The 18,804-nt window shown below is 67.7% G+C and carries 15 protein-coding genes; 6 read left to right on the top strand and 9 right to left on the bottom strand.

The window, feature by feature from the left end:
• Nucleotides 1-46 precede the first annotated feature (46 nt).
• Complete coding sequence (locus LK10_RS10155) at nucleotides 47-871, bottom strand: ParA family protein (RefSeq protein ID WP_043123117.1); 825 nt, start codon at nucleotides 869-871, stop codon at nucleotides 47-49.
• A gap of 211 nt (nucleotides 872-1,082) precedes the next feature.
• On the opposite strand from LK10_RS10155, the gene LK10_RS10150 reads away from it, so the two are divergent.
• Both LK10_RS10150 and LK10_RS10145 read left to right on the top strand, forming a co-directional pair.
• Nucleotides 1,083-4,484, top strand: coding sequence for a pyruvate carboxylase (locus tag LK10_RS10150; protein WP_043123114.1), 3,402 nt, complete (start codon nucleotides 1,083-1,085; stop codon nucleotides 4,482-4,484).
• A 106-nt stretch (nucleotides 4,485-4,590) separates the two neighbouring features.
• On the top strand, nucleotides 4,591-5,841 hold the full coding sequence (locus LK10_RS10145) for a MinD/ParA family ATP-binding protein (RefSeq protein ID WP_081998434.1): 1,251 nt from the start codon (nucleotides 4,591-4,593) through the stop codon (nucleotides 5,839-5,841).
• Nucleotides 5,842-5,859: 18 nt separating this feature from the next.
• On the opposite strand, the gene LK10_RS10140 is transcribed toward LK10_RS10145, so the two are convergent.
• Entirely contained in the window at nucleotides 5,860-7,674 is a 1,815-nt protein-coding gene (locus LK10_RS10140) for an AMP-dependent synthetase/ligase (protein ID WP_043123113.1), read from the bottom strand.
• 141 nt (nucleotides 7,675-7,815) lie between these two features.
• Between LK10_RS10140 and LK10_RS10135 the strand changes: the two genes are divergently transcribed.
• Nucleotides 7,816-8,880 (top strand): ROK family glucokinase, encoded by a 1,065-nt coding sequence (locus tag LK10_RS10135; protein WP_052207186.1) that lies wholly within the window; start codon nucleotides 7,816-7,818, stop codon nucleotides 8,878-8,880.
• A gap of 33 nt (nucleotides 8,881-8,913) precedes the next feature.
• Here LK10_RS10135 and LK10_RS10130 read toward each other — a convergent pair whose 3' ends face one another.
• Genes LK10_RS10130 through LK10_RS10120 form a run of 3 tightly spaced genes read right to left on the bottom strand, consistent with a single transcriptional unit; the run spans nucleotide 8,914 to nucleotide 10,971 of the window.
• The gene (locus tag LK10_RS10130) at nucleotides 8,914-9,444 is read right to left on the bottom strand and encodes a hypothetical protein (protein WP_043123110.1); all 531 of its coding nucleotides are present in this window, start codon (nucleotides 9,442-9,444) and stop codon (nucleotides 8,914-8,916) included.
• Nucleotides 9,441-10,196, bottom strand: coding sequence for an alpha/beta hydrolase (locus tag LK10_RS10125; protein ID WP_231567713.1), 756 nt, complete (start codon nucleotides 10,194-10,196; stop codon nucleotides 9,441-9,443). The genes LK10_RS10130 and LK10_RS10125 overlap by 4 nt, the downstream gene beginning before the upstream one ends.
• Nucleotide 10,197: 1 nt before the next feature.
• Entirely contained in the window at nucleotides 10,198-10,971 is a 774-nt protein-coding gene (locus LK10_RS10120; protein ID WP_043123107.1) for an alpha/beta hydrolase, read from the bottom strand.
• Nucleotides 10,972-11,038: 67 nt separating this feature from the next.
• On the opposite strand from LK10_RS10120, the gene LK10_RS10115 reads away from it, so the two are divergent.
• The gene (locus LK10_RS10115; RefSeq protein WP_052207184.1) at nucleotides 11,039-11,779 is read left to right on the top strand and encodes a lysophospholipid acyltransferase family protein; all 741 of its coding nucleotides are present in this window, start codon (nucleotides 11,039-11,041) and stop codon (nucleotides 11,777-11,779) included.
• A 53-nt stretch (nucleotides 11,780-11,832) separates the two neighbouring features.
• On the top strand, nucleotides 11,833-13,224 hold the full coding sequence (locus LK10_RS10110; RefSeq protein ID WP_043123105.1) for a class II 3-deoxy-7-phosphoheptulonate synthase: 1,392 nt from the start codon (nucleotides 11,833-11,835) through the stop codon (nucleotides 13,222-13,224).
• 41 nt (nucleotides 13,225-13,265) lie between these two features.
• On the opposite strand, the gene pknB is transcribed toward LK10_RS10110, so the two are convergent.
• Together pknB and LK10_RS10100 are read right to left on the bottom strand one after the other, a co-directional pair.
• Entirely contained in the window at nucleotides 13,266-15,311 is a 2,046-nt protein-coding gene (pknB, locus tag LK10_RS10105) for a Stk1 family PASTA domain-containing Ser/Thr kinase (protein WP_043123104.1), read from the bottom strand.
• A gap of 49 nt (nucleotides 15,312-15,360) precedes the next feature.
• Complete coding sequence (locus LK10_RS10100; protein ID WP_052207183.1) at nucleotides 15,361-16,503, bottom strand: LysM peptidoglycan-binding domain-containing protein; 1,143 nt, start codon at nucleotides 16,501-16,503, stop codon at nucleotides 15,361-15,363.
• Between the two features lie 184 nt (nucleotides 16,504-16,687).
• On the opposite strand from LK10_RS10100, the gene LK10_RS10095 reads away from it, so the two are divergent.
• Nucleotides 16,688-17,020, top strand: coding sequence for an Rv2175c family DNA-binding protein (locus LK10_RS10095; protein WP_043123101.1), 333 nt, complete (start codon nucleotides 16,688-16,690; stop codon nucleotides 17,018-17,020).
• 6 nt (nucleotides 17,021-17,026) lie between these two features.
• Here the strand turns inward: LK10_RS10095 and LK10_RS10090 are convergent, their stop codons facing one another.
• Entirely contained in the window at nucleotides 17,027-18,130 is a 1,104-nt protein-coding gene (locus LK10_RS10090; RefSeq protein ID WP_043123098.1) for a polyprenyl synthetase family protein, read from the bottom strand.
• A gap of 1 nt (nucleotide 18,131) precedes the next feature.
• Nucleotides 18,132-18,695 carry a hypothetical protein gene (locus LK10_RS21860; RefSeq protein WP_156144118.1) on the bottom strand — a complete coding sequence of 188 codons (564 nt, stop codon included), beginning with the start codon at nucleotides 18,693-18,695 and terminating at the stop codon, nucleotides 18,132-18,134.
• Between the last annotated feature and the right edge of the window lie 109 nt (nucleotides 18,696-18,804).

The raw sequence follows: 18,804 nt of genomic DNA, 5'->3' as shown, positions 1-18,804 counted from the left end.
CACGATGGGGTGCCCTTTGTCGTATCGAAAGCCCAGTGACGAAACGTCAGCGAGAGGCGCGAGGACGGAATTCCTGGCTCTGCTTGATGACGGCCTTGAGCAGCTGATCGAAGAGGGCGGCTGTCGTGCGCGCCGCGTCTCCGGGCCAGTGGTGGACTGCGTGAGCAGCGCCTTGGATCTGCTGCCAGTTTGCGAGCTCGGGGATGTGCGGGGCGAGGAGCAGCGGGCCGAACATCTGCTTCATCTCCTCGAGCCGGTAGGCGTGCTCCGTTGAGGAAGCGCGCACCCGGTTGGCGATGATGCCCGCGGGTGCGAGCTTCGGTGCGAACTCCTGCCGGAAGAGCTGGATCGCCCGCATCGTCCTCTCCGTGCCAGCAACCGAGAACAGCCCCGGTTCTGCGACGAGCAGGACGCGATTGCTGGCGCCCCATGCCATCCGGGTCAAGCCGTTGAGCGAGGGCGGGCAGTCGATGAGCACGAGACCGTAGTCCTCGACTCCATCGAGCATCTGCGAGAGGCGGCGGAGGTCGCGACGGCCGAGGTCAGGCCGGTCGTACAGGCTGCTGAGGGATCCGCCGAAGGCAACATCGAGCCTGCGGGTTCCCCTGCCCTCGAGGCTGGCCGCTCTCCGGACCCAGCTGCTGCTGACGATGTTGTCGAAAAGCTTCACACGGCGGGGAGATTTCAGCACACGGCCGACTTCGAGCTTGCCGTCGGAGGCTACCCCGAGCGCGGTCGAGGCATCGGCATGCGGGTCGAGGTCGACGACGAGGGTCGGGATCCCGGCGGCTAGCGCCGCCGATGCCAGTCCCGTGGTCACAGACGTCTTACCAACCCCACCTTTGAGGCTGCTGATGCTGACTACTTGCACTGGAGAATCCACACCTATCCGCTGGCCGACTCTCCACCATCTTAGTGGGGCCGAGCGACCATTCCGGCCCACACGCCCGGCCATGCGTCGTGCACATTACAAGCTGCGACCGCAGTGATTCCGAGCACACGGCGTTGAGTTGGTACTTTGCTGGTGTAGAGACTAGGCACCACCTAGCCGCACCCTTCAGTGCCCCCGATCAGGAGTCGACGTGTTCTCGAAAATTCTGGTGGCCAATCGCGGAGAGATCGCTATCCGAGCGTTCCGCGCAGGCTACGAACTTGGTGCCAAGACCGTTGCCGTATTCCCTTACGAAGACCGCAACTCAATCCATCGTCAGAAAGCGGACGAGGCCTACCTCATCGGCGAGGAAGGCCACCCCGTCCGTGCCTATCTGGACGTCGAGGAGATCATCCGCGTTGCCCAGGAAGCCGGTGCGGACGCCATTTACCCCGGCTACGGCTTCCTCTCGGAGAATCCCCGGCTTGCCCGTGCCGCAGCGGAAGCGGGCATAACCTTCGTGGGGCCGCCGGCCGAGGTGCTCGAGCTTGCGGGCCACAAGGTCCACGCGCTCGCGGCTGCCCGCAAAGCCGGCATCCCCGTACTCAAGTCGAGCGCGCCGAGTTCGAATGTCGAGGAACTCATCGAGGCGGCTGATTCGATCGGCTTCCCGATCTTCGTCAAGGCAGTCGCCGGCGGCGGTGGGCGCGGCATGCGACGTGTCGATGCGCGGGACGCCCTCCCGGAGGCGCTCAATGCCGCGATGCGCGAAGCGGACGCCGCCTTCGGCGACCCGACGGTCTTCCTCGAGCAGGCAGTGCTGCGTCCGCGGCACATCGAGGTCCAGGTTCTCGCCGACGGCGAGGGCAACGTCGTGCACCTGTTCGAGCGCGACTGTTCCCTTCAGCGGCGCCACCAGAAGGTCATCGAGATCGCGCCTGCGCCCCAGCTCGACGAATCAATCCGTCAGGCGCTCTATAGGGATGCGGTCAAGTTCGCGAAGGCTCTCGGGTACGTCAACGCGGGGACCGTCGAATTCCTCGTCGATACGGTCGGCGACCGCGCGGGTCAGCATGTCTTCATCGAGATGAACCCCCGCATCCAGGTCGAGCACACGGTCACCGAGGAGGTGACCGACGTCGACCTCGTCCAGGCGCAGCTGCGCATCGCCTCGGGCGAGACCCTCGCGGACCTCGGGCTCTCCCAGGAGTCGATTCAGCTCAAGGGTGCGGCGCTCCAGTGCCGCATCACGACCGAGGATCCGGCCAACGGATTCCGCCCCGACGTCGGCAAGATCACCGGCTATCGCTCGGCGGGCGGTGCAGGCGTACGTCTCGACGGCGGCACTGTCTACCAGGGCGCGGAGATCAGCCCGCACTTCGACTCGATGCTCGTCAAGCTCACATGCCGCGGACGCGACTACGCGACCGCGGTCAAGCGCGCCCGCCGCGCTCTTGCCGAGTTCCGCATCCGCGGGGTGTCCACCAACATTCCGTTCCTTCAGGCCGTGCTCGATGACAAGGACTTCGTCGCCGGAAACGTCGCGACTTCGTTCATCGACGAGCGTCCAGAGCTGCTCCACGCGAGGAGCTCCGCGGACCGCGGAACGAAGCTGCTCACGTGGCTCGCTGACGTAACCGTCAACAAGCCCAATGGCGAACTCACGGTACACGCTGATCCGCGCGACAAGCTTCCCGCCGTCGACTTGGCGGATGCTCCTGCCGGCTCCCGGCAACGCCTCCTCGAACTGGGCCCGGAGGGTTTCGCGAGGGCTCTTCGCGAGCAGGCTCCCGTCGCCGTTACCGATACGACGTTCCGCGACGCCCACCAGTCGCTCCTCGCGACGCGCGTCAGGACCCGCGACCTCGTCGCCGCGGGCCCGGCGGTTTCGGTGCTCACACCGCAGCTGCTTTCGGTCGAGGCGTGGGGCGGTGCGACGTATGACGTGGCGCTCCGCTTCCTGGGCGAGGATCCCTGGCAGCGGCTCGCGGCTCTCCGTGCCGCGATCCCGAACATCTGCATCCAGATGCTGCTGCGTGGTCGCAACACGGTCGGGTACACGCCGTACCCGGAGGAGGTCACCGACGCTTTCGTCAAGGAGGCTGCCGAGACCGGAATCGACATCTTCCGCATCTTCGACGCGCTCAATGACGTGAACCAGATGGCCCCTGCCATCCGCGCCGTACGGGAGACCGGCACGGCCGTCGCCGAGGTGGCCCTCTGCTACACGGGCGACCTCCTTGACCCGGACGAGAAGCTCTACACTCTCGACTACTATCTCGACCTCGCCCAGAAGATCGTTGACGCGGGGGCGCACATCCTCGCGATCAAGGACATGGCGGGGCTCCTGCGTCCGGCCGCGGCTGCGAAGCTCGTGACCGCCCTGCGCGAGCGGTTCGACCTCCCTGTCCACCTGCACACCCACGACACGGCGGGCGGCCAGCTTGCAACGCTCCTCGCCGCAGTCAATGCCGGCGTCGACGCCGTCGACGTCGCTTCAGCGTCACTTGCTGGCACGACAAGCCAGCCTCCGGCGTCGGCCCTCGTCGCCGCCCTCGCGCACACGCCTCGGGACACCGGCATCTCGCTCGAGGCCGTGAGTGCTCTCGAGCCATATTGGGAGGCTGTGCGCCGTGTGTACGCGCCGTTCGAGTCTGGCCTTCCGGGCCCGACGGGCCGCGTGTACCGCCACGAGATCCCGGGCGGGCAGCTCTCGAACCTGCGCCAGCAGGCCATCGCGCTTGGCCTCGGCGAGCGTTTCGAGGCGATCGAGGACATGTACACGGCGGCGGACCGGATTCTCGGTCACCTCGTGAAGGTCACGCCGTCGTCGAAGGTGGTCGGAGACCTTGCGCTCCACCTTGTCGGCCTCAACGCGGACCCGGCCGAGTTCCAGGAGAACCCGCAGAAGTACGACATCCCCGACTCGGTCATCGGCTTCCTCGGCGGCGAGCTCGGCGACCCGCCCGGCGGTTGGCCCGAGCCATTCCGCAGCAAGGCGCTGCAGGGCCGCACGGTGAAGGTCCGCGAGGAGACTCTGAGCTCCGAGGACTCCGAGGCCCTCCGGGGAGACTCCGCAACGCGCCGTGCAACGCTCAACCGGCTCCTCTTCCCCGGCCCGACCAAGGAATACCTCGCGAACCGCGAGGCCTACGGCAACCTGTCCGTGCTCGACACACGCGACTACCTGTACGGGTTCCAGCGCGGCAAGGAGCATGTGATCGAGCTCGAGCGCGGCGTCCGGCTGATCGCGCAGCTCGAAGCCGTCTCCGAACCGGATGAGAAGGGCATGCGAACGGTCCTGGCGCTCCTGAACGGTCAGTCGCGTCCCGTGTCGGTCCGCGACCGGTCAGTCGAGAGCAACGTCGCCCAGGCTGAAAAGGCCGACCCGACGAACCCGAACCACGTGGCCGCGCCGTTCGCCGGTGCCGTGACGGTGACGGCGAAGGAGGGCGATGTCGTCAAGGCGGGCGACACCGTCGCGACCATCGAGGCCATGAAGATGGAGGCCTCCATCACGACGCCGACGGCCGGTACCGTCTCGCGGATCGTGATGAACGGCGTTCAGCAGGTCCAGGGCGGAGACCTCCTTCTGGTGATCAAGAGCTCCTGAACCTGAGCGGGAACCGACCCGCTACACTGGCTGCGGTCGAAGAGCCGGGGCGGGCGACGCAGTGGCGCCGCCCGCCCCGGTGAGCAGTCGAGCCTGAGCGGGAGCCATGACCGACGAGAAGAATCAAGAGAACGACGCCGTCGAGGCGGCCGGTGATGCCGGTGCCGCCGAGGAGGCAGGCACGCCCTTCGAGGTGGTCTCGGTAGCGGACGCCCGGGAGCGTGCGTCTGCGGGTTCCCTCGCCGGGCTCGCTCTGCCGGCACCCATGGCTGGCGCGTCCGTTCCTCCGGCGCCGGGCAAGCCCCCTGCCGGGTACCTGCAGGTGTCCGCCCGCGCGCCAGAAGCGCTGCCGGACGCCGACGTCGCCGAGGCTCCCGAGCCCGTGGCCTCAGATGCCCAGCCCCCCAGCGAGCGGCGGACCCGCCCGGAGGGGCCGGAGCCGGCGTCGTCGCTCACATCGGATCGCCTCATCGAGAAGGCGGCAGCCCCGCCCGAGGCCGGTTGGCGCCTCTGGCTATACCGGGCAACGCTCGGCTACGTGAACCTCGGCGACCCGGACCACGTCCGGCTTCGCCGCGCCCTCGAGCACCGCATCGCCACGCGTCTGGGGGAGCGGACGCGATTCGTGCCTGTGCTCTCGCGCAAGGGCGGGGTGGGCAAGACCACGGTCACGACCCTCCTCGGCATGGCGCTCGCGGACTTGCGCGAGGACCGGGTCATTGCGTTGGACGCGAACCCGGATCGCGGAACGCTCTCGGACCGCAACCCCGGCCGCGCAACCCACACCGCGCGCCATCTGGTGAAGGACCGCTTCTCGGTCGATTCGTTCGCGCAGCTCTCCGAGTACACCGCGCGCGAGGGTTCGCGCCTGGACGTGCTCGCCTCCGACCCGGACCCCATGGTGGCGCACGCGTTCGACGACGGTGACTATCGGGCGGTGACGGACGTCCTTGGGCGCTACTACTCGATCGTCCTCACGGATTCCGGAACGGGGATGGTCCATTCGGTGATGAAGGGCACCCTGGAGAAGGCCGACGCCGTAGTCCTCGTGTCCGGCGGAAGCGTCGACGAGGCGCGACTCGCCTCGGAGACCCTCACCTGGCTTGAGGCCCATGGCCGTGAAGACCTCGTGAAGAAGGCGATTGTCGTCATCAACCTCGGCGCGGGCGAGGGCACGCGCGTCGATGTCGACGAGATCGAGGAGCATTTCCGCACGCGCGTCGCGCACGTGCTCCGGATCCCACACGACCGCCACCTCGCGGAAGGCTCGCAGATCGAGTTCGGCAAGCTCCGCCAACCGACCCGCGCCGCCGCGACTGAACTCGCCGCCCTCGTTGTCGACGAGCTCGTCGGCTGAGGCGCAGGAGGCCTCGGGTCAGACCGAGGCGGCCTTCGGAGCCGCGTAGATCTCCTCGACGACGGTGCCGAAATCGGCCATGATCTGGGCCCGCTTGACCTTGAGCGACGGCGTGAGGTGCCCAGATTCCTCGGTGAAGTCCGTGGGGACGATCCGGAACGCCTTGATCGCCTCGGCTTTCGACACGGAATCGTTGGCCCGGTCGATCACTGCTTGGACATGGGTCCGCACGGCCTCGTTCTCGGCAGCCGCGGCGAGATCCATGGCTGGCAGCCCGTGCCGTTCGAGCCAGCCCGGAAGGGCTTCCTCGTCAAGAGTCACGAGCGCGGCGATGAAGGGCCGTCCCTCGCCGACGACCACGACCTGCGAGACGATCGCGTCGGCCCGGATCTGGTCCTCGAGCGGTGCCGGTGCCACATTCTTCCCGCTCGCCGTCACGATGAGATCTTTCTTGCGCCCCGTGATGGTGAGGAAGCCGTCCTCATCGAGCTCCCCGATATCGCCCGTGTGGAACCAGCCGTCGGTGAAGGTCTCAGCCTGCAGGTCGGGCAGCTTGTAGTACCCACGCATGACGCACACGCCTTTGGCGAGGATCTCACCGTCGTCTGCGATACGCACGGCGTTGCCGGGGAGCGGTGCGCCGACCGTCCCGATCTTGATCCGGGACGGCGTGTTGACGCCGATGGGGGCGGTGGTCTCGGTCAGGCCGTAGCCCTCAAGGACGAGCAGGCCGATTCCGTGGAAGAAGTGGCCCAGCCGCTTGCCGAGCGGCCCGCCCCCCGAGACCGCGTAGCGGATATGGCCCCCCATCGCGGCCCGCAGCTTCCGGTACACGAGGACGTCGAAGAGCTGGTGGCGAAGCCGGAGTGCGAGGCCGGGGCTTCCGCCGTCGTCGTGAGCCGCCGACCACGCGATCGCGGTCTCGGCGGCGAGCCCGAAGATCCGCCCCTTGCCCTCGTTCTCGGCTTTTGTGGCTGCCGAGTTGTAGACCTTCTCGAACACGCGGGGGACGGCCAGGATGAAGGTGGGCTGGAAGCTCTGCAGGTCAGGGAGCAGGTTCTTGATGTCCGGGGTGTGGCCCACTCGGATTCCTGAGGCGACGCACAGCACCGAGATGAAGCGCGCGAACACGTGGGCGAGGGGGAGGAACATGATCGTCTTTGCGCCCGGAGTGAAGACCTGGGGCACGGCCGCAATGGTGTTCTCGGAGAGGCCGACGAAGTTGCCGTGGGTCAGTTCGCAGCCCTTGGGCCGGCCGAGGGTTCCTGATGTGTAGATGATGGTCGCGAGCGAGTCGAGGTCTGCGGCGCTCCGACGGGCCTCGAGCTGCTCATCGCTCACTTGGGCACCCGCCGCTCGGAGCTGGTCCAGTCCGGCGGGCGTCATCTGCCAGACATTGGTGACCTGAAGGTTCGAGGATTCGATCGCGAGGTGGATCATGTCCTCGTGATGGGCCGTCTCGCCGAAGGCGGCGACAGCTTCCGAGTTGCCAAGATTCCAGGCAACCTGGGAAGGGGAGGACGTCTCGTAGATCGGCACAGATACTGCGCCCGCAAACCAGATCGCGAAGTCGACGAGCACCCATTCGTAGCACGTGCGTGCCATGATGCCCACCCGGGCGCCCTGCCCGACCCCGCTGGCAATGAGCCCCTTTGCAAGGCGCTCGACGTCGGCGCGGAACTCGGTCGCTCGAACGTCCTGCCAAGAGCCGTCGGGATCCCTGCGTGAGAAGAGGGCTGGGTTGGCCGGCTTCTCCGCCTGCTCGATGAGGAAGTCCGTGATGTTCCTTGCTACCGCGTGGGGGACAAGGGGCGGGACGATCTTCTCGCGCACGTTGGCTCCTTTGTTTGCCCTCGAGAGGTGCGTACCTCAACCATAGCCAAGGCCGCAGCCGTGTGGCCTGTGCCACGTTCCGAATGCTACTGGTCAGTAACATTACTCGGAGAGCCGTAAACCGGCTACTAGACTGGCTCGGTGCCTACTCCGCGCCGCCCGTTCCCGCCCCGCCGTCCAGCAGGCCCACGGCTCCGCCGCCGCGGACTCGCAATCGGCATCGACATCGGGGGGACGAAGGTCGCAGCCGGGGTGGTGGACGCCGAAGGCCAGATCATCCGGGAAGCACGCCGTGCAACTCCGGGCTCCCAGCCGCGCGAGGTGGAGCGGGTCATCGTCGAACTCGTCAACGAGCTGAGCGTGGACCACCGCATTGCGTCCGTCGGGATCGGCGCCGCCGGCTGGATGGATCTCGACGGCGGAACCGTGCTGTTCAGCCCGCACCTTGCATGGCGCAACGAGCCGCTGCGGGACAACCTCGAGCGGCTCCTGCGGCGACGCGTGCTTCTCACGAACGACGCCGACGCCGCAGCCTGGGCGGAATGGCGATTCGGCGCCGGGCGGGGCGAGCAGCGACTGGTGTGCATCACCCTCGGCACCGGAATCGGCGGCGCCATGGTGATCGGCGGCCGCCTCGAGCGCGGGCGCTATGGGGTCGCCGGGGAATTCGGGCATCAGGTCATCATGCCGGGAGGGCACCGATGCGAGTGCGGCAACCGGGGCTGCTGGGAGCAGTATGCCTCGGGAAATGCGCTGGGCCGTGAAGCCCGGGAATTGGCTCGGGCCAATTCGCCCGTTGCCCAGGAGCTCCTCAAATCTGTGGGAGGGGACGTCGATGCGATCACGGGCGCAGTGGTGACTGAGCTTGCCCGGCAAGGCGACCAAGCCTCGCACGATCTCCTCGAGGACGTAGGGGAGTGGCTCGGCCTCGGCCTCGCGAATCTCGCCGCAGCCCTCGATCCCGGCACGTTCGTCGTGGGCGGCGGCCTGTGCGACGCGGGGGATCTCCTGCTCGCGCCCGCCCGGCGCGCGTTCGCGCGGAACCTCACCGGCCGCGGCTTCCGCCCGGCGGCGCGCATTGAGCGCGCCGAGCTCGGCCCTCAGGCGGGGCTCATCGGTGCCGCTGACCTCTCCCGGGTGAACCCGCGTGCGGGGTGGGCCGTGTCGGGCTCGAGCCCCCGAGTCGGCTGGGCTGCCGGGCGCTGATTGCCGGCGTCGAACTATTCAGAGTCGAACTATTCAGAGGCGGGCGCCGTCGTCGTCCTCGTCCTTTTCCCGCGGCAGGCGCATGATGAGGTAGCCCACTGAGCCGATGAATGCCGCCACGAGCACGGCAATGGCCCACGCCGGGATGTCCCTCCAGAAGAGTGCCGAGAGCAGGAGGCCCACAGGCGAGCCCAGCGCGCCGAGCCAAGCGAGTACGGCTGCCGGGTCGGCCCCGGCGAGGATGGGCTCCGGCTCCTCGGGCACGAACTCGCCGTCACCCTCCGGCTGGTCATCACGGAACACCGTGCCCCGGGGGCGGGCAAGTCCGAAGGGGTCGAATTCCTCGAAATCGGGCGCCTGAGCCTCGTCCTCCGGCTGCTCGAGCGCGCGGACGGCTGCGGCACGCTCTGCGGCCGAGGGTTCCATAGGCGCGGGTCCGAAATCCTCGTCCGGGAACCCCGGGCCCAACCGCGGGTCGTCTTCCCTCAGGCGGGCGACGAGATCGCGCCAGATGTCGTCGTCGGCCGCGTGGTCCGCGCGGTCCGGGTCGGGACGCCCGTTCATGCGTGCTCCTCGGTGTGCTCGGTCCTTGTGACGGCGGAAGCCGTGACGTCCCGGATGAACGCCGCGGACCGCGTGAAGATCGAATCGGCGTCGTTGTCGAGAGTCGCGACGTGGTAGCTGTCCGGCAGCCTCACGAATCGAAGGTCCGAGCCGCCATAGCTGCGCGTGATGGCGCCGACGCTGCGCTCGCTTGTCACGACATGGTCGACGGCGGAGCGGAACACCTGAAGCGGTGCCGTAACCCGCGGAAGCAGCTGGACGGTGTCCCGGAAGAGGAGCTTGAGCTGATGTGCTGCGGCGACGGGAGTGCGGTCGTAGGCCTGCTCGTCCTGGCCCGGGCGCTTGATGTCGTTGCCGATCGCGGGCACGGACCGCAGGGCGTACCGCATGACGCCGGAGAGGTGCGAGCGCGGGTCGTCGACGACGAGCGCCGGATTCACCACGGTGACGGCCGCGACCGGGTGCAGCGCGGCGAGGCGCAGGGCGAGGGCCCCGCCCATCGAGAGCCCCCCGGCGGCGACGACGGTGCACTCCTCGGAAAGCTCGAGGTACGCCGACTCGAACGCGTCGTACCATTCGTGCCAGCTGCGCCTCGCAAGGTCGCCCCACGTTGTGCCGTGACCGGGGAGAAGCGGCGTCACGACCCGGAAGCCTTCCGCCCGGAGGGCCTCGGCCCACGGAGCGACGGCCGCGAGGCTGCCCGTGAAGCCATGGCTCAGGACGACGCCCACCGTCGCCGAGACGCTGTTCATGTCAAGCATTATGCCCCGATCGGGATCCGGGCGTGCGAGTCGCATGGCTTGCTGCGCATCGCGCGAAGAATTCAGCGGTCCGCTCGACGATGAGCGGGGCTTCCGCATCCCGGGTGGCAACGTGAGGACTTTTGTGCAGCGGCACGAAGTCGACCTCGCGGCTCGACACCGTCTGCAGAATGCGGCGGAGGGAGGAGGGCGGGATCACCGGGTCGACGTCGGACTTGAACGCAATGAGCGGGGCGGTGACACGGGGCAGGGAGCGTGCGGTGTCCCTGAACAGCAACCGCAGTTCGTGCACGGCCGCGAGCGGCGTGACCGGATAGTCCCCCTCGTCGCCCGCCGGGTTGGGCGCCGCCGGCTCATTGATGGGCAGCGTTGTGCGCCGGACGAGCCGGATCACTCCGAGATAGCGCACTCGCCAGTCGTAGAACCCGAGTCCCGGATTGACGACGGCGATGCCCGCGACGTCGAGCCTCGCAGCCGCTCTGAGGGCAAGAGCTCCGCCCATGGAGAGCCCGGCGACGAACAGCAGGTCCGTCCGGGCCGCTACGCGCGCACAGGCGTCTTCGAAGCATTCCGCCCATTCGCGCCAGCGCCGGCCCTCGAGGTCCCGCCAATCGGTGCCGTGGCCGGGAAGGAGGGGCACCTCCACGTCGAAGCCGCGGGCCGCAAGTCCCTCAGCCCAGGGCAAGACAGACGACGGCGCCCCGGAGAACCCATGGCAGACGGCCACGCCGCAGCGGGGCCCGGACTCGTCGGCGCGCGAACTCATGGACACATCGTGGCATCGCTAGAGTGATGTCAGGAAGCACGCTCGCGCTGTCGACGGAAGGCAAGCGTTGATCTACTGGATTCTGAAACGGATCTTCATCGGGCCAATCGTCAGAATGCTGTTCCGGCCGTGGGTCAAGGGGCGCGCGAATGTTCCGGAGGCAGGCGCGGCAATCCTCGCCTCCAACCACCTCTCGTTCTCGGACTCGATCTTCATGCCGCTCATGGTCCGCCGTCCGGTCGTGTTCCTCGCGAAGCAGGAATACTTCACCGGCGCCGGAATCAAGGGCCGCTTGACCGCAGCCTTCTTCAGGCTCACCAATCAGCTCCCCATGGACCGCTCCGGCGGGACGGCCTCGACAGCGTCACTTGGCGCGGGGGCCCAGGTCCTCCGGGGCGGCGGCCTGCTCGGGATCTACCCCGAGGGCACGCGCTCGCCGGACGGGCGGCTGTACCGAGGCAAGGTGGGCGTTGCCCGCCTCGCCCTCGAGGCTCGCGTTCCGGTCGTTCCAGTCGCGATGATCGGAACTGAGAAGGTCCAGCCCATCGGTCAGCGATTCCCGAGCATTCGACGGGTCGGCGTGATCTTCGGGCAGCCGCTCGACTTCTCGGAGTTCTATGAGAACGCCGAGGACAGGGCTGTTCAGCGGGCGGTCACCGACCGCATCATGCAGGAGCTCCAGCGCCTTTCGGCGCAGGAGTACGTCGACGTCTATGCCGCTACCGTCAAGGCGCAGCTCGCCGCCGAAGAAGCGGCGGGCAGCGGGACCGGAAAGGCTCGCGAAGGGGAGACGACGGCGGGCGGGTGAGGCGCCGTCGTCATGCTGCCGGGGCCCCGCTTCGGCTGAGCTAGCCTTGTCTCGTGACTCAACTCTCCACGCCCCCGCCGGCCCCTTTCACGAGTACCTCCCAGAGCGGTGCCGCGGACTATCCGGGTCTCGACGAATGGCGCTCGCTGCCCGTGTCGCAACAGCCGTCGTGGTCTGACGCCGAGGCCTTCGAGCGCTCGGTCGCGGAACTTTCGATCCTCCCGCCGCTCGTCTTCGCGGGCGAAGTCGACCTCCTGCGCCACCGGCTCGCGGACGCGGCGCAGGGCCGGGCCTTCCTTCTTCAGGGCGGCGACTGCGCGGAGACGTTCGAGGCTGCCACGGCGGATCGGATCAGCGGGCGCATCCGCACGATCCTCCAGATGGCCGTCGTCCTGACGTACGGTGCGGCGATGCCGGTCATCAAGATGGGCCGCATGGCAGGTCAGTTCGCGAAGCCGCGCTCGTCTGACGTGGAAACGCGTGAGGGCGTGACGCTCCCCGCCTATCGTGGCGACATCGTCAACGGCTACGAGTTCACCCCGGAGTCACGTGCCCACGACCCGCGCCGGATGCTGCAGGCGTACCACACCTCGGCCGCAACCCTGAACCTCATCCGGGCCTTCACGCAGGGCGGATTCGCGGACCTGCGGCTCGTGCACGCGTGGAACCAGGGGTTCACGAGGAACCCGGCCCATGCCCGTTACGAGTCGCTCGCGCGGGAGATCGATCGTGCCGTGAAATTCATGGACTCGTGCGGGGCTGACTTCGAGGCGCTCAAACGCGTCGAGTTCTTTGCGAGCCACGAGGCACTCCTCCTCGACTACGAGCGCGCGTTGACCCGCATCGACTCACGCACGGGCCTCCCGTACGACACTTCGGGCCACTTCCTCTGGATCGGGGAGCGCACGCGGGAACTTGACCACGCCCACGTCGACTTCCTCTCGCGTGTCCGCAATCCCATCGGCGTCAAGCTCGGTCCGAACGTCACGGGCGACGACGCGCTGCGGCTCATCGACAAGCTCGATCCCGAGCGCGAGCCCGGGCGGCTCACCTTCATCACCCGAATGGGCGCGAAGAACATCCGGGAGAAGCTCCCGCCTGTTGTGGAGAAGGTGACAGCGTCCGGGGCACAGGTGCTGTGGGTCACCGATCCCATGCACGGCAACACCGTCACGTCCCGCAACGGCTACAAGACGCGCCGCTTCGACGACGTCGTGGACGAGGTGCGCGGGTTCTTCGAAGTCCACCACGCGCTGGGCACGGTCCCCGGCGGCTTGCACATGGAGATGACGGGCGACGACGTCGCGGAGTGCCTCGGCGGCTCCGACCCCATCGACGAGGCAGCCTTCGAGGACCGTTACGAGTCGGTGTGCGATCCTCGGCTCAACCACATGCAGTCCCTTGAGATGGCCTTCCTCGTCTCGGAGGCGCTGACTCGAGACTGATCCCCGGAACCGGCGATCGCGAGACCGGCGATCGCGCTCGCCTAGACGACGGTGAGCGTGATCGTCGACCCCTCGGGAACATCGCGGTCAGCTGGATCCTGCGCCCGCACCGTGCCGAAGAAGCCGCCTAGGATGTTCTCAACCTTGACGGTGAAGCCCAGCTTCTCCAAGGCTGCTTGCGCAACGCTCGCCTGCTGGCCGACGAAGTTGGGCACGTGCACCATGCGGGGACCCTTGGAGAGGGTCAACGTCACGGTCGAGCCCTTGGGGGCGTTGAGGCCTGCAGACGGGGTCTGGGCTGCGACCGAGCCGGCGGGGATGTTCCGGTCGAACACGGGCGAGTCGGCGATCGCCGGCTGAAGCCCGGCTGCCCGGAGGGCGGAGACGGCGTCGTCCTGGCCGAGTCCGACGACGCGTGGAACAGCGACCGGCTGTGGCCCCTTCGAGACCGTGAGCGAGACGGCAGTTCCATGCTTGACGGGAGTTCCCGCCGACGGGTTCTGGGACATCACAGTTCCCGGCGCAGCGCTGTCACTATATGCCTGGTTGACCGTCCCAAGTGACATCTGCGCCTCCGCGAGAGTTGACTTGGCCGCGTCGAGTGGCTTGTTCGTCAGATCCGCGAGCGGAAAGAGCTCGGGGCCCTTCGACACCATGACTTGGACACCCTCGAACTTGCGGATCTGGCTCCCAGCTCCTGGGTCGCTTGCCACGACGAGTCCGGAGGAGACCGTGTCGTCGTAGACATCGTGCCTCGTGAAGGCGAGCCCCGACTGCTCGAACAGCGACCGGGCCTGTGCAACGGTGAGGTTCTTGACTGGCGGCACGGTCGCGAGGGCGCCCGGTCCGAAGCCGAAGAACCAGCCTGCGGCCGCGGCGAGGAGGGCGAGGACGACGACGATGGCAAGCCAGATCGCTCCGCGTCGCCGGGGATTCCCCTTGCCGAGCTGATGAGTGGGCCGTGCGGCCGCGGCACGCACGGCCCGGTCCTCCGCCTTCGCCTGTCGCCGCAGCTCCCGCGGGCTGCGGGGGGCGGGCGGCGCCGGCCGCGGCATGACGCTCGTGTGTCCCGAACCCATGGCCGTGATGACTTCTGTTCCCTGAGCCCTGTTTGGGCTGTGGCCGAGCGCTTGGGTCCGATGTGTCGTCATCTGCTCGGTGAGCGACTCGTGGGGCCCGATGAGGCTCGTGGCGGCCTCGACGCCGTGCACCTTCGCCCCTGGAGCCCTGTAGTCGAGCTGCTCGTCTGTGAGGGAGCGCCTGATGTCACGGACCTCGCCGAGCAGTGCGAGAGCGCTCGGCGGCCGGCCATCGGGGTCTCGCCGGGTCATCCACCCGACGAGTTCGTCGAGCTCGGGGGCGAGCCCGGGGGCAAGCATCGAAGGGGCGGGCACGTCCTCGTTGACGTGGCGGTACGCGACGTAGCTGCGCTCGCTGCCCGTGAACGGCGGATGCCCGGTGAGCATCTCGAACAGCATCACGCCGGTTGCGTAGAGATCGGTCCTAGCGTCGACCGGGCGCCCCGTGAGCATTTCAGGTGCGATGTATTCCGCGGTGCCGAAGAGGGTGTCTGTCACGTTCGTCGCGCTGAGGCTGCGGGCGAGACCGAAGTCCCCGACCTTGACGCGACCGTCGTCGGCGAGGAGCACGTTCGCGGGCTTGACGTCGCGGTGGATGATGCCTGCAGCATGTGCGGCCGCGAGGCCCTCCACCACGGCATCGATGAGGGCCAGCGCCTGCTTCGGCGCGAGCGCGCCGTTCTCGTCGAGGAGTTCGCGGAGCGTCCGTCCGGGGACGTACTCCATGACGAGGTACAGCACGCCGCCATCCTGGCCGCGATCGAGCATGGAGACGACGTGAGGATGCGAGAGCTGAGCCGCCGCGATGGCCTCGCGCTCGAAGCGTTCCGCGAAGTTCTGATCCCGGCTCAGGTGCGGGTGGAGGACCTTGAGGGCGACGCGCCGCTGGAGCTTTGTGTCGGTGGCGAGATAGACCGTCGCCATCCCGCCCGTCCCGAGCAGCGACTCGACCTCGTAGCGGTCGCCGACGAGGCCGCCTACGAGGCCGTCCGTGTGCTGTCCGTTCACCCTACGATCCTAAGACGAACGAGGGGACGCGGAGCGGATGCCCCGCAGTTCAGCGGAAGAGCGACATGTTCGCCTTGACCGCCTTGACGTACGCCTTGGTGTCGTCGAACATCCCGCGCTTCGCAACCGAGCTCTGGCCTTGGTAGTAGCCAGCGATCGCGATGTCCTGGGAGGGGCCGGCGTCGAGGAGCGCGCGGAGGATCGCGATGCCCGCGGTTGCGTTGTCCCTGGGGTCGAGAGGATTGAGGTTTCGCCCCACCAACCCCGAGGCCCAGTCCGCGGAGGAAGGGACGAGCTGCATGACGCCGATGGCATTGGCGGGGGAGACCGCGCGCTGGTTGAAACCAGACTCCTGATACGCGAGGGAGAGGGCGAGGACGGGGTCGACGCCCATAGTGCGAGCCGTGTCGGCAACGATCTGCTTCATCTGCTCCCGCGTCGGAACGGGGGCGGCATTGAGGATCCGCTTGTTCTCGTTCGCTGACGAGACCACGGCGTCAGGGTACGTGAAGCCGAGGAAGCTGTTTGCGACGAGAGGCTTCGCCGGAGCGGCCGATGCTGCCGTGACAGCAGGGGAGCCACCAGGAAGCTTGAGGGTGCGACCCGCATAGATGACCGATGAGAGGCTGAGGCCGTTGGCGGAGAGCAAGTCACCGAGCGAGACCTTGAGCCTCGCCGCGATGCCATAGAGCGTGTCTCCCGGCCGGATCGTGTAGCTTCCACCCGACTGCGGGGCAGCTGGGGGCGGTGTGGGGGCTGGGGTGGCCGCGGGGGAAGGGCTGCCGGCGAGTCGCAGCTTTTGGCCGGGGAAGATCAGCGAGCTCTCATGGAGCCCATTCAGCTCGAGGACTTGATGCCAGTCGAGCCCGAACCGCGTAGAGATGCCGATCACGGTGTCACCACGGGCAACCGTGTACTCGGCTGGTGGGGATGGAGCGGCGGCCACGACCGCGGGCGCGAGACGGCTCGGGACGAGGGAGGCGATCTCGGAGGCTGGCACGACGTCAGCCTGGGCGACCTTTGCTTCCACGTCCGTGTGGGCGCCTTGGAGCTGCGCAGGGGCAATCGCGGCGGTGGCGGGTTGTGCGAGGGCGAGCGACGAGAGGACCACGGCAGGGAGCGTGGCCGTCGTGACGGCGACGGTGGGCAGCTTGGACCTGTGCCCGGGCAGTGCCTGACGGGTGGCCGACATGAATAGTCCTCCCTGTGACCATGTGTCTGCTGTTACAGAAGTGCCATATGACAACTTCAGATACGGATGTGACTCAAGTGAATCTCTCATGGATCCGAGGGGAGCACAAGGCGCCCAGACGGCGGACTAGGAGCCGCGGCCTGCTCCATGGCACGCTTATGCGGTCAGTGAGATTGAAGAGCTGGTGTCAGAGTGGCTTCCGTTGCCCGAGATCGCCGAAAGGCTCGGCTGCAAGATCACCAAGGTGCACGGGCTCTTGGATGAGCGGGCACTCGTGGCACTCCGGATCGGTGAGCGGAACATCCGCTCGGTTCCCGCACTTTTCATCGACGGTGACCACGTGGTGGATAGCCTCAAGGGCACGATTGCGGTCCTCGCCGATGCCGGGTTCTCGGACGAGGAGCTCATCACGTGGCTCTTCACGCCTGACGAATCGCTCAAGGGCCGTCCGATCGACGCCCTCCGTGAGGGCCGGAAGACCGAGATCCGACGGCGGGCGCAGATCCTCGCCTGGTAGGTCGCCTCAGGCGGCGCGCTGGACAGCTGCGAGGCCCAGGCCCTGAAGCGCGGCGCACACGTCCGCGGGTACGGGAAGCTCGCCGAGCGCTTCGAATGCGCGCGTCGAGAGACCGTCGATGAGCGTCTCGGTCGCGTCGAGCGCCCCGCTCGTGCTGATGATCTCGCGTAGGCGCTCGACATCGTCGTCGCCAAGGTCCTGCCTGCCCAGGCTCTCTTCCAGCAGCGCCGCTCCCGCCGCCGTCGACCGTTCGAGCGCGTAGGCGACAAGCACTGTGCGCTTTCCCTCGCGCAGATCATCGCCAGCAGGCTTGCCCGTCGTCTGGGGGTCCCCGAAGACCCCGAGGACGTCATCGCGCAGTTGGAAGGCTTCGCCGAGCGGAAGCGAGAAGCGCGAGTAAGCGGCAAGCAGTTCCTCATCGGCGCCGGCGAGCGCGGCCCCGATTGCGAGCGGATGCTCCGTCGAATACTTTGCGGACTTGAAGCGGATGACATTGGCGGCGGCGGCGACAGCCTCGCTCCGCGCACGGCTCGGCCCCACGACTTCCTCGAGGATGTCGAGGTATTGGCCGGCCATCACTTCTGCGCGCATGGTGTTGAAGATGCGGCGAGCGGCCGTCGTCGACCCGGCGGCCGGGCCGATTGCAGTGAATGCTTCCTCGCAGAAGGAGAGGCACAGGTCGCCCGTGAGGATTGCTGCCGCCTGCCCGAAGCGCTCTTCGTCGAGTGCCCAGCGGTTGTCGCGGTGCAGCTGCCCGAACCTTCGGTGCACACTGGGACCGCCCCGGCGTATATCGGAGCGATCGATGATGTCATCGTGGATGAGCGCGGCGGCTTGGAAGAGTTCGAGCGCGACTCCGGCCTGAACTGCTTCGCGGCCGAGGACTTCGCCACCAGCACCACGCCAGCCCCAGTAGCAGAAGAGTGCCCGGAGTCGCTTCCCTCCTGTCACAAGGCCAGAGATCGCGTCCATGAGCGGCGCGACATCGGCGGACACGCGGGCCATCGCCGCGGCTCGCCCTTCGATGAAGCGGGTGAGCTCGTGCGCGAGGGATTCGCGGAAGCGAGCCTGTTCGTCCTGCTGGGCCGACGCGGCTGCTTGGGCCGACATGCTACTTGAGGGCCGAGGGGTTCACGGAGGCGCCGACCGTGTAGGTCGTGCGCCCATCGACGGTGACGACGGCGACGTTCACAGTCTCCTTGCCGTTCGAGCGGACGAAGTCCTGGCTGTCCGTCGTCCCGACCTTGGTGGGGGCAACCGCGGTGAAGCTTTGGCTCGTGAACTGCCCTGAGTAATAGGAGAGGATCTGGGCCGAAGCCGAGGAAGTCGAGGCGATGAGGGAGGCTTTCGCTGGGGTGGTGGTGGCGTCGTAGCTGGTAGATAGCGGTGTCGAACCGGGCATGATCGGAATGACCTTGGTGGGGAATCCGGGAACGAGAGCGTTGACGGTGGAAGATGCGGACGACGACGGGGTGTCGCTTGCGCTCGCCGTCGGCGAGGCGGCATCCGTGGCCGTGGGGGAGGGTGTTGCGCTCGCAGCCGGAGAAGCGGTCGCCTGCGCGCTTGCCGTGCCTGAGTCGGAGCAGCCCGCGAGAAGCACGGCGGCGATGGCGACGACCGGGACGATCCCTCCGCGACGATTCCTCAGCTGTGCTGTCCTCTTCGGAATTGTCATCTTCGGCATAGTCGTCCTCGGCACCGTCATCTTCCGCACTGGCACTCGCATCCTCCTGTTGTTCCGGCTGAGTCCCGGTCAAGTCTACGGGGCGGGGACCAGCGGCCTA

The organism is Sinomonas humi (assembly GCF_000802235.1).
GTDB classification, from domain to species: domain Bacteria; phylum Actinomycetota; class Actinomycetes; order Actinomycetales; family Micrococcaceae; genus Sinomonas; species Sinomonas humi.
This window is presented reverse-complemented; position numbering and strand designations above follow the sequence as displayed.

What these genes read in the sequence shown, in the direction of transcription:
- LK10_RS10120 (WP_043123107.1), bottom strand. Translation starts at nt 10,971, where the DNA reads ATGAGTTCGCGCGCCGACGAGTCCGGGCCCCGCTGCGGCGTGGCCGTC.
- LK10_RS10145 (WP_081998434.1), top strand. Translation starts at nt 4,591, where the DNA reads ATGACCGACGAGAAGAATCAAGAGAACGACGCCGTCGAGGCGGCCGGT.
- LK10_RS10090 (WP_043123098.1), bottom strand. Translation starts at nt 18,130, where the DNA reads ATGTCGGCCCAAGCAGCCGCGTCGGCCCAGCAGGACGAACAGGCTCGC.
- LK10_RS21860 (WP_156144118.1), bottom strand. Translation starts at nt 18,695, where the DNA reads ATGACAATTCCGAAGAGGACAGCACAGCTGAGGAATCGTCGCGGAGGG.
- LK10_RS10130 (WP_043123110.1), bottom strand. Translation starts at nt 9,444, where the DNA reads ATGAACGGGCGTCCCGACCCGGACCGCGCGGACCACGCGGCCGACGAC.
- LK10_RS10100 (WP_052207183.1), bottom strand. Translation starts at nt 16,503, where the DNA reads ATGTCGGCCACCCGTCAGGCACTGCCCGGGCACAGGTCCAAGCTGCCC.
- LK10_RS10125 (WP_231567713.1), bottom strand. Translation starts at nt 10,196, where the DNA reads ATGAACAGCGTCTCGGCGACGGTGGGCGTCGTCCTGAGCCATGGCTTC.